Source organism: Nocardia tenerifensis NBRC 101015 (genome assembly GCF_000308715.1).
Lineage (GTDB): Bacteria > Actinomycetota > Actinomycetes > Mycobacteriales > Mycobacteriaceae > Nocardia > Nocardia tenerifensis.
In genome coordinates, this window is record NZ_BAGH01000079.1 from 1 (window position 1) to 6,436 (window position 6,436).

General features: G+C 68.5%; 8 protein-coding genes. 5 read left to right on the forward strand and 3 right to left on the reverse strand.

All coding sequences use genetic code 11. From position 1 onward, the window contains the following. The first annotated feature begins 105 nt into the window (after positions 1–105). Together ON39_RS06420 and ON39_RS06425 are read left to right on the forward strand one after the other, a co-directional pair. Entirely contained in the window at positions 106–609 is a 504-nt protein-coding gene (locus ON39_RS06420) for a GtrA family protein (RefSeq protein ID WP_174412503.1), read from the forward strand. An 18-nt stretch (positions 610–627) separates the two neighbouring features. Further along, complete coding sequence (locus ON39_RS06425) at positions 628–1,422, forward strand: MerR family transcriptional regulator (protein ID WP_040732234.1); 795 nt, start codon at positions 628–630, stop codon at positions 1,420–1,422. Here ON39_RS06425 and ON39_RS06430 read toward each other — a convergent pair. From ON39_RS06430 to ON39_RS06440, 3 genes are read right to left on the reverse strand one after another with little or no spacing between them, the layout of a single operon-like run. After that, positions 1,403–2,056, reverse strand: coding sequence for a Type 1 glutamine amidotransferase-like domain-containing protein (locus ON39_RS06430; protein ID WP_040732236.1), 654 nt, complete (start codon positions 2,054–2,056; stop codon positions 1,403–1,405). The genes ON39_RS06425 and ON39_RS06430 overlap by 20 nt on opposite strands. Beyond that, positions 2,056–2,895, reverse strand: coding sequence for a maleylpyruvate isomerase family mycothiol-dependent enzyme (locus tag ON39_RS06435; protein ID WP_051186354.1), 840 nt, complete (start codon positions 2,893–2,895; stop codon positions 2,056–2,058). The genes ON39_RS06430 and ON39_RS06435 overlap by 1 nt, the downstream gene beginning before the upstream one ends. Beyond that, positions 2,892–3,383: an HIT family protein gene (locus tag ON39_RS06440; RefSeq protein ID WP_040732238.1), complete on the reverse strand. Its 492-nt coding sequence runs from the start codon at positions 3,381–3,383 to the stop codon at positions 2,892–2,894. Before ON39_RS06440 ends, ON39_RS06435 begins: the two co-directional genes overlap by 4 nt. Positions 3,384–3,779: 396 nt before the next feature. Between ON39_RS06440 and ON39_RS06445 the strand changes: the two genes are divergently transcribed. The 3 genes from ON39_RS06445 to ON39_RS06455 form a co-directional block, all read left to right on the forward strand. Beyond that, complete coding sequence (locus tag ON39_RS06445; RefSeq protein WP_040732241.1) at positions 3,780–4,898, forward strand: Re/Si-specific NAD(P)(+) transhydrogenase subunit alpha; 1,119 nt, start codon at positions 3,780–3,782, stop codon at positions 4,896–4,898. Continuing rightward, entirely contained in the window at positions 4,898–5,212 is a 315-nt protein-coding gene (locus ON39_RS06450; RefSeq protein WP_040732243.1) for an NAD(P) transhydrogenase subunit alpha part 2, read from the forward strand. Before ON39_RS06445 ends, ON39_RS06450 begins: the two co-directional genes overlap by 1 nt. Positions 5,213–5,229: 17 nt before the next feature. Continuing rightward, positions 5,230–6,436: NAD(P)(+) transhydrogenase (Re/Si-specific) subunit beta (locus ON39_RS06455; protein WP_040732247.1), on the forward strand; the 1,207-nt coding region annotated here is incomplete at its 3' end.

The following is a 6,436-nucleotide window of genomic DNA, read 5'->3' on the forward strand; positions in this document are numbered from 1 at the left end:
ACGAACCCACGCTAGTACGCGGGGGCGGCGTGGTGCCGCAGGGTGCCGAATGCTCGTTCGCCGACTGATCATCTGGTGGTCATCTCCCGCTGGCAGGCTGGCCGCGTGCACGAGCCGGCGAGAATCACCGAGACCGTCGCGGATCGGTTCACCCGATGGTGCGCGGCCGTGGTCGCGCGATTGCCGCTGGGGTTGAACAGGCTCGTCCCCGCGACCTTCCTCGGCTTCGCGCTGATCAACAGCTTCACCTTCGGCGTCGACCTGCTGCTGCTGACCGTGTTCCACGGCTGGTGGGGCCTGCCGGTGTGGCTCTCGGTCACCGTCGCCTACGTGTGTGCGTTCGGGCTCAGCTTCGTGCTCAACCGCACGTTCAACTTTCATTCGCACGCGCCGGTCGGCCGGCAGGCCGCCGTCTACGGCGTGGTCGTCGCGATCAACTACGCCGCGTTCATCCTCGGCGTCGGCAGCGGTCTCACCGCGCTCGGTCTCCAGTACCACCTGGCCAGGCTGCTGGCCGGCGCGTGCGAGGCGGTCTACATGTACAGCGCGATGCGCTGGATCGTGTTCCGTCGCGAGCCGAAGTCCGAGCTTGCACCTCACGCGGCGTGAGGTCCTAGCGTCGTATACGTGGCGAACACCAATGGATACCTCAAGGTCGGCGAGCTGGCCTCGGTGACCGGCCTGACGGTGCGCACCCTGCACTACTACGACGAGATCGGCCTGCTCTCGCCGTCCGGTCGAAGCGGCGCGGGGCACCGGCTGTACTCGAACGACGACGTGCAGCGGTTGTATCGGATCGGGCTGCTGCGCAATCTCGGCCTGCGCCTCGACGAGGTGGCGGCGGCGCTCGACGACCCGGCCTGGGACCTGCCGGGCGTGATGGCGCGGCACATCGCCGAGCTGGACCGCGGGCTCGCCGTCGGGCACCGGCTGCGCAGGCGGCTGACCATGATGGCCGCCACGGTCACCGACCATCGCAGCCTCGAAACACGAGAGCTGCTGGACACTTTGGAGGACATGGCCATGCTCGACACCAAGATTCAACGTCGTATCCCGACGCTCGTCTACCGCGATATCGCCGCCGCCCACGAGTACCTGACGACCGTCTTCGGCATGGAGCCGGGCCGGATCTCCCGAGGCGACGACGGCACCGCTCACCACGCCGAGGTCACCGCGGGCGACGGCGTGATCTGGCTGCACGCCGTCTCCGAGCAGTTCGGGCTGCAGTCGCCGCTCACCGTCGGCGCCTGCACCGAGGGCATGTCCATCGTCGTCGAGGACGTGGACGCGCACTTCCGGCACGCGCGGGCGGCGGGCGCGGAGATCCTGTACGAGCCGACCGATCAGTTCTACGGCTACCGCGACTACAGCGCGCGCGACCTCGAGCAGCGGCTGTGGTCGTTCATGACCCCGATCGACTGATCAGCACCTCGGTCCGGTCACCGTCGACGACGATGGCGTCGTCGTCGGTGAGGGCCCAGTGCGCGACGCCCCGCGCGCGGTAGGACTCGGCGAGCGCGCCGCAGTCGCCGGTCGGGTCGGTGGGGGAGTCGATGTGCGGCACGATGGGGCGATCGACCAATCCCAGTCCGTCCCAGCGTGGTTCGATGCCGCACACCGGTGCGACCTCGGCGGGGTCGTCCACGGTCTCCAGGCCGTGCAGATCCGGGGTCAGCAGGCAGGCGCCCGCGCTGTACCCCGCGTACACCAGTGCGTCCTTGGCGAGCAACGCGGGCAGCACGAGATCGGCGCCGCTGCGGGCGAATTGGGCGCGCAGCACGAAGGTGTTGCCGCCGCGCACCCAGACCATCGGAAAACCGGCCAGCGTGCGCTCCAACTCCGCCGGGGCGCCGACGAATTCGCGCAGGTCCACCGTCTCCGGCGCGTAGCCGAGCTTGCGCAGCGGCACGGCGTCGCTGGTCACGGCGCCCGCCCAGGCGTCGGGCCAGGCGTCACAGGCGTTGGGGATCAACGCGACTCGGCCCGGCTCGCCGACCAGTGCGGCGAGCCGATCGTAGTGCGCCCCGAATCGGTAGCTGGACAGGAACAGTCGCATCAGATGGTGAACGCCAGGTTGTGCACCAGCCGCTGCCCCAGTTCCTCGTCCCCGCTGATGGCGATCTCGTCCAGATGCTCGTCCGCGCTGGTGCGTCCGCCGCCGAGCCGAACGAAAAGCGCGGAGGGTAAATGGATCTCGACGGTAGCGGGCTCGTCGAACGAGTCCACGTAGCCGGCCCGGCCCGCCACCTCGATGTGCAGTGTCCGGGCGAGTGATCCGGTCAGCGCGAACGTGATTCGCGAACCGTCCGGCGCGCCACCCTTTTTCACCACCACGCGCGGAATGCTGCCGAGGAACTCGGCGAACGCCAGCTCGCCGCGCCTGCCGCCCTCCTCCACCCGGACACCGAGCGCGTCGGCGAGGTCGAGCTCGTGCATCCAGCAGTCGAACAGCCGCACCCGCATGAACCGGCCGTAGCTCACCTGCCCGATCGGCGACTGCGTCAGCGCCGCCCACTCCTGTTCGCCCATGGCGGCCAGCGCTTTTCGCCTGCGCTCGATGGTCTCGCCGAATTCCGCGAGCAGCCGGGCTCCCGACATCGGCCGCAGCCGGTCGACCCAGATCTCGTTGAGCACCGCGGTCTCGTTGCGCACGTGCGGCAGCGTGCGCACGTCGGTCTTCGCGATCGTCGGATCGTGCGGCGGCGGGCGCTCGCCCAGCAGCCACGACTCGGTGCCGGCTACGTGCGCGACCACGTCGAACACGGTCCAGCCGGGCAGTGATGTCGGTGCGCGCCACTGGGTTTCGTCGATGTCGGCGACCAGCGCGGCGATCGCGTCCCACTGCTCGGACAGCAGGGTCGTCAGCTCGGTCCGGTCCAGGGTCGGGTCGGTCATTCCTGCGCTCCTTCGTCCGGGCCTCGCCTGCCCGAGCCTCTATTGTGGGCCGCCTTCTCGTCGCGTTCCAGCGCCGCGAGCCCGGCCCGCACGGCCGCGGCGGTGGATTGCGCGTCGTGCGGGCGGCGCAGTACGAACCCGGCGGCGAACCGGAACTTGTCGCCGTGCCGGCGCGGGATCACGTGCAGGTGCACGTGGGCGACGGTTTGAAAGGCCGCGGCGCCGTCGTTGAGCAGCAGGTTGGCGCCGTCGGCGGCGAGGCCGCCGCGCCGGACGGCCAGCGCGAGGCGATGCCCGGCACGGAACACCTGCGCACCGAGTTCGGGTTCGAGCTCCGCGAGCTCGGCGGCGTGCTGTTTCGGCACCACCAGCATGTGGCCGCGGGCGATGGGCCGGATATCGAGGAAGGCGCAGAGGACGTCGTCCTCGTACACCTTCGCCGCCGAGGCCTCGCCTGCCACGATGCGGCAGAAGACGCAGTCGTTCACAACGCTGGACCTTACGGCGTACGAGCGGTGCGGAACACCCCCGCACGCGAAACGCGTATGACCCAGGTCACTGTCCGCGTTCGCCGCCGCGTCCTGACCTGCTGCCGAACCTACGGGTAAGTAATGGACCCGCGGGTTCGCTCTTGTCGCGGCCACCGCGAGCGACAAGCATCAATATCGGCGCTCATCCGAACGGCCGGCCGCGGAGGTGATCAACGATGTTCTGGGGAATCCGGCATAGCGGCGGAATCAGGCATGATCTTGTGACGGGCGTCTCAGCGATCCGCACAAAGCGGCAGGTACAGTTGCGAGGATTTGGGCGACCTTACTCTTAAGTAACATCGTCCGGTCGTCCCATCTGATGCCTGAAGCTCAGCACGAGAAGGAATTGACATAGTGGAGACAACGCAGAGCGTAGGCGACGAATCGCCACGCGGCGCGCGTGTCGGAGTCGTTCGCGAGTCCAACGCGGGCGAACGACGTGTCGCATTGGTGCCGAAGATCATTCCGTCCCTGCTGAAGCAGGGCGTGCAGGTGGTGATCGAGTCCGGGGCCGGGCTCGGCGCACTCATTCCCGACAGCGACTACGAGGCGGCGGGCGCGACGATCGGCGATCCGTGGTCGGCCGAGGTGGTCGTGAAGGTCGCCCCGCCCAGCGACGCCGAGGTGGCCAAGCTGTCCGCCGGACAGACCCTGATCGGCTTCCTGGCCCCGCGTAACGCGGAGAACCAGATCGGCAAGCTGAAATCCGCTGGCGTGCAAGCGTTCGCGGTGGAGGCGATCCCGCGGATCTCGCGCGCGCAGGTGATGGACGCGCTGTCCTCGCAGGCCAACGTCGCCGGATACAAGGCCGTGCTGCTGGCCGCCTCGGAGTCGACCCGCTTCTTCCCCATGCTCACCACCGCGGCGGGCACCGTGAAGCCCGCGACCGTGCTGGTGCTGGGCGTCGGCGTGGCCGGGCTGCAGGCGCTGGCCACCGCCAAGCGCCTCGGCGGCCGCACGACCGGCTACGACGTGCGGCCCGAGGTCGCCGATCAGGTGCGCTCGGTCGGCGCGCAGTGGCTCGACCTCGGCATCGACGCGGCCGGCGAGGGCGGCTACGCCCGCGAGCTCACCGACGACGAAAAGGCAAAGCAGCAACAGGCTTTGGAGGACGCGATCAAGGGCTTCGACGTGGTGATCACCACCGCGCTGGTGCCCGGGCGCCCCGCGCCGCGCCTGGTGACCGCCGCCGCGGTCGAGGGCATGAAGCCGGGCAGCGTCATCGTCGACCTGGCCGGGGAGACCGGCGGCAACTGCGAGCTCACCGAGCCGGGCGAGATCGTGGTCAAGCACGAGGTGACCATCGCCTCGCCGTTGAACCTGCCCGCGACCATGCCCGAGCACGCCAGCGAGCTGTACTCCAAGAACATTTCGGCGCTGCTGGAACTGATGCTGGTCGACGGGAAGCTCGCGCCCGACTTCAGCGACCAGGTGCTCGCCGACTCCTGCGTGACCCGTGAGGGAGAAGCCTGATGTACACCGAACTGCTGGCGAATATTGCGATCCTGGTGCTGTCCGGGTTCGTCGGCTTCGCCGTCATCTCCAAGGTGCCCAACACCCTGCACACCCCACTCATGTCCGGTACCAACGCGATTCACGGCATCGTCGTGCTCGGCGCGCTGGTCACCCTCGGCAATGTGCAGGACCCGTCGATCCTGACCCAGATCATTTTGTTCGTCGCGGTCGTGTTCGGAACCCTCAATGTCATCGGTGGTTTCGTGGTGACCGACCGGATGCTCGGCATGTTCAAGGGTAAGAAGGCCACCCCGGCGAAGGCGGAGAAGTGATGCATACCTTCGACAATGTGACCTACCTGGTCAACGGCCTCTACATCGTGGCCTTCGCCATGTTCATCTACGGTCTGATGGGCCTCACCGGTCCGAAGACCGCGGTGCGCGGCAACCTGATCGCCGCCGTCGGCATGTTCATCGCCGTCGTCGCGACCCTGATCTCGGTGCGGCACACCAGCAATTGGATCCTGATCATCGCCGGCCTCGTCGTCGGTATCGCCCTCGGCGTGCCGCCGGCCAAGTTCACCAAGATGACCGCTATGCCCCAGCTGGTCGCCGCGTTCAACGGCGTCGGCGGCGGCACGGTCGCGCTCATCGCGTGGTCGGAATTCATCAACAGCCAAGGCTTTTCGCGCTTCGACGAGGAGCCGACGGTGCACATCGTCGTCGGTTCGCTGTTCGCGGCGATCATCGGCTCGGTCTCGTTCTGGGGCTCGCTGATCGCGTTCGGCAAGCTGCAGGAGATCCTGCCCGGCCGGCCGATCGGGCTCGGCAAACTGCAGCAGCCGCTGAATCTGCTGCTGCTTCTCGGCGCGATCGCCGCGGCGGTCGTGATCGGCGTCGGCGCCACGAACGACGGTGTGTCGCAGCTGTGGATGATCGCGGTGCTCGTGCTCGCCGGCGTGCTCGGCCTCGCGGTGGTGCTGCCGATCGGCGGCGCGGACATGCCCGTGGTCATCTCGCTGCTCAACGCGCTGACCGGATTGTCCGCCGCCGCAGCCGGTTTGGCGCTGAACAACACCGCGATGATCGTGGCGGGCATGATCGTCGGCGCGTCCGGCACCATCCTGACCAACCTGATGGCCAAGGCGATGAACCGGTCCATCCCGGCCATCGTCGCGGGCGGATTCGGCGGCGGCGGAACGGCTCCCGGCGCGGGCGGGGACGGCGAGGCCAAGCAGGCCAAGGCCACCTCGGCGGCCGACGCCGCGATCCAGATGGCCTACGCCAACCAGGTGATCGTGGTTCCGGGCTACGGCATGGCCGTCGCCCAGGCCCAGCACGCGGTCAAGGAGATGGCGGCGCTGCTCGAGGCCAAGGGCGTCGAGGTCAAGTACGCCATCCACCCGGTCGCGGGTCGCATGCCCGGCCACATGAACGTGCTGCTGGCCGAGGCCGAGGTCTCCTACGACGCGCTCAAGGAGATGGACGACATCAACGGCGAGTTCTCGCGCACCGATGTCGCTCTCGTCATCGGCGCGAACGATGTCACGAACCCGG

Bases quoted from the DNA above. Each gene is read 5' to 3' on its own strand.
- ON39_RS06430 (WP_040732236.1), bottom strand. From the start codon at position 2,056: ATGCGACTGTTCCTGTCCAGCTACCGATTCGGGGCGCACTACGATCGG.
- ON39_RS06435 (WP_051186354.1), bottom strand. From the start codon at position 2,895: ATGACCGACCCGACCCTGGACCGGACCGAGCTGACGACCCTGCTGTCC.
- ON39_RS06450 (WP_040732243.1), top strand. From the start codon at position 4,898: ATGTACACCGAACTGCTGGCGAATATTGCGATCCTGGTGCTGTCCGGG.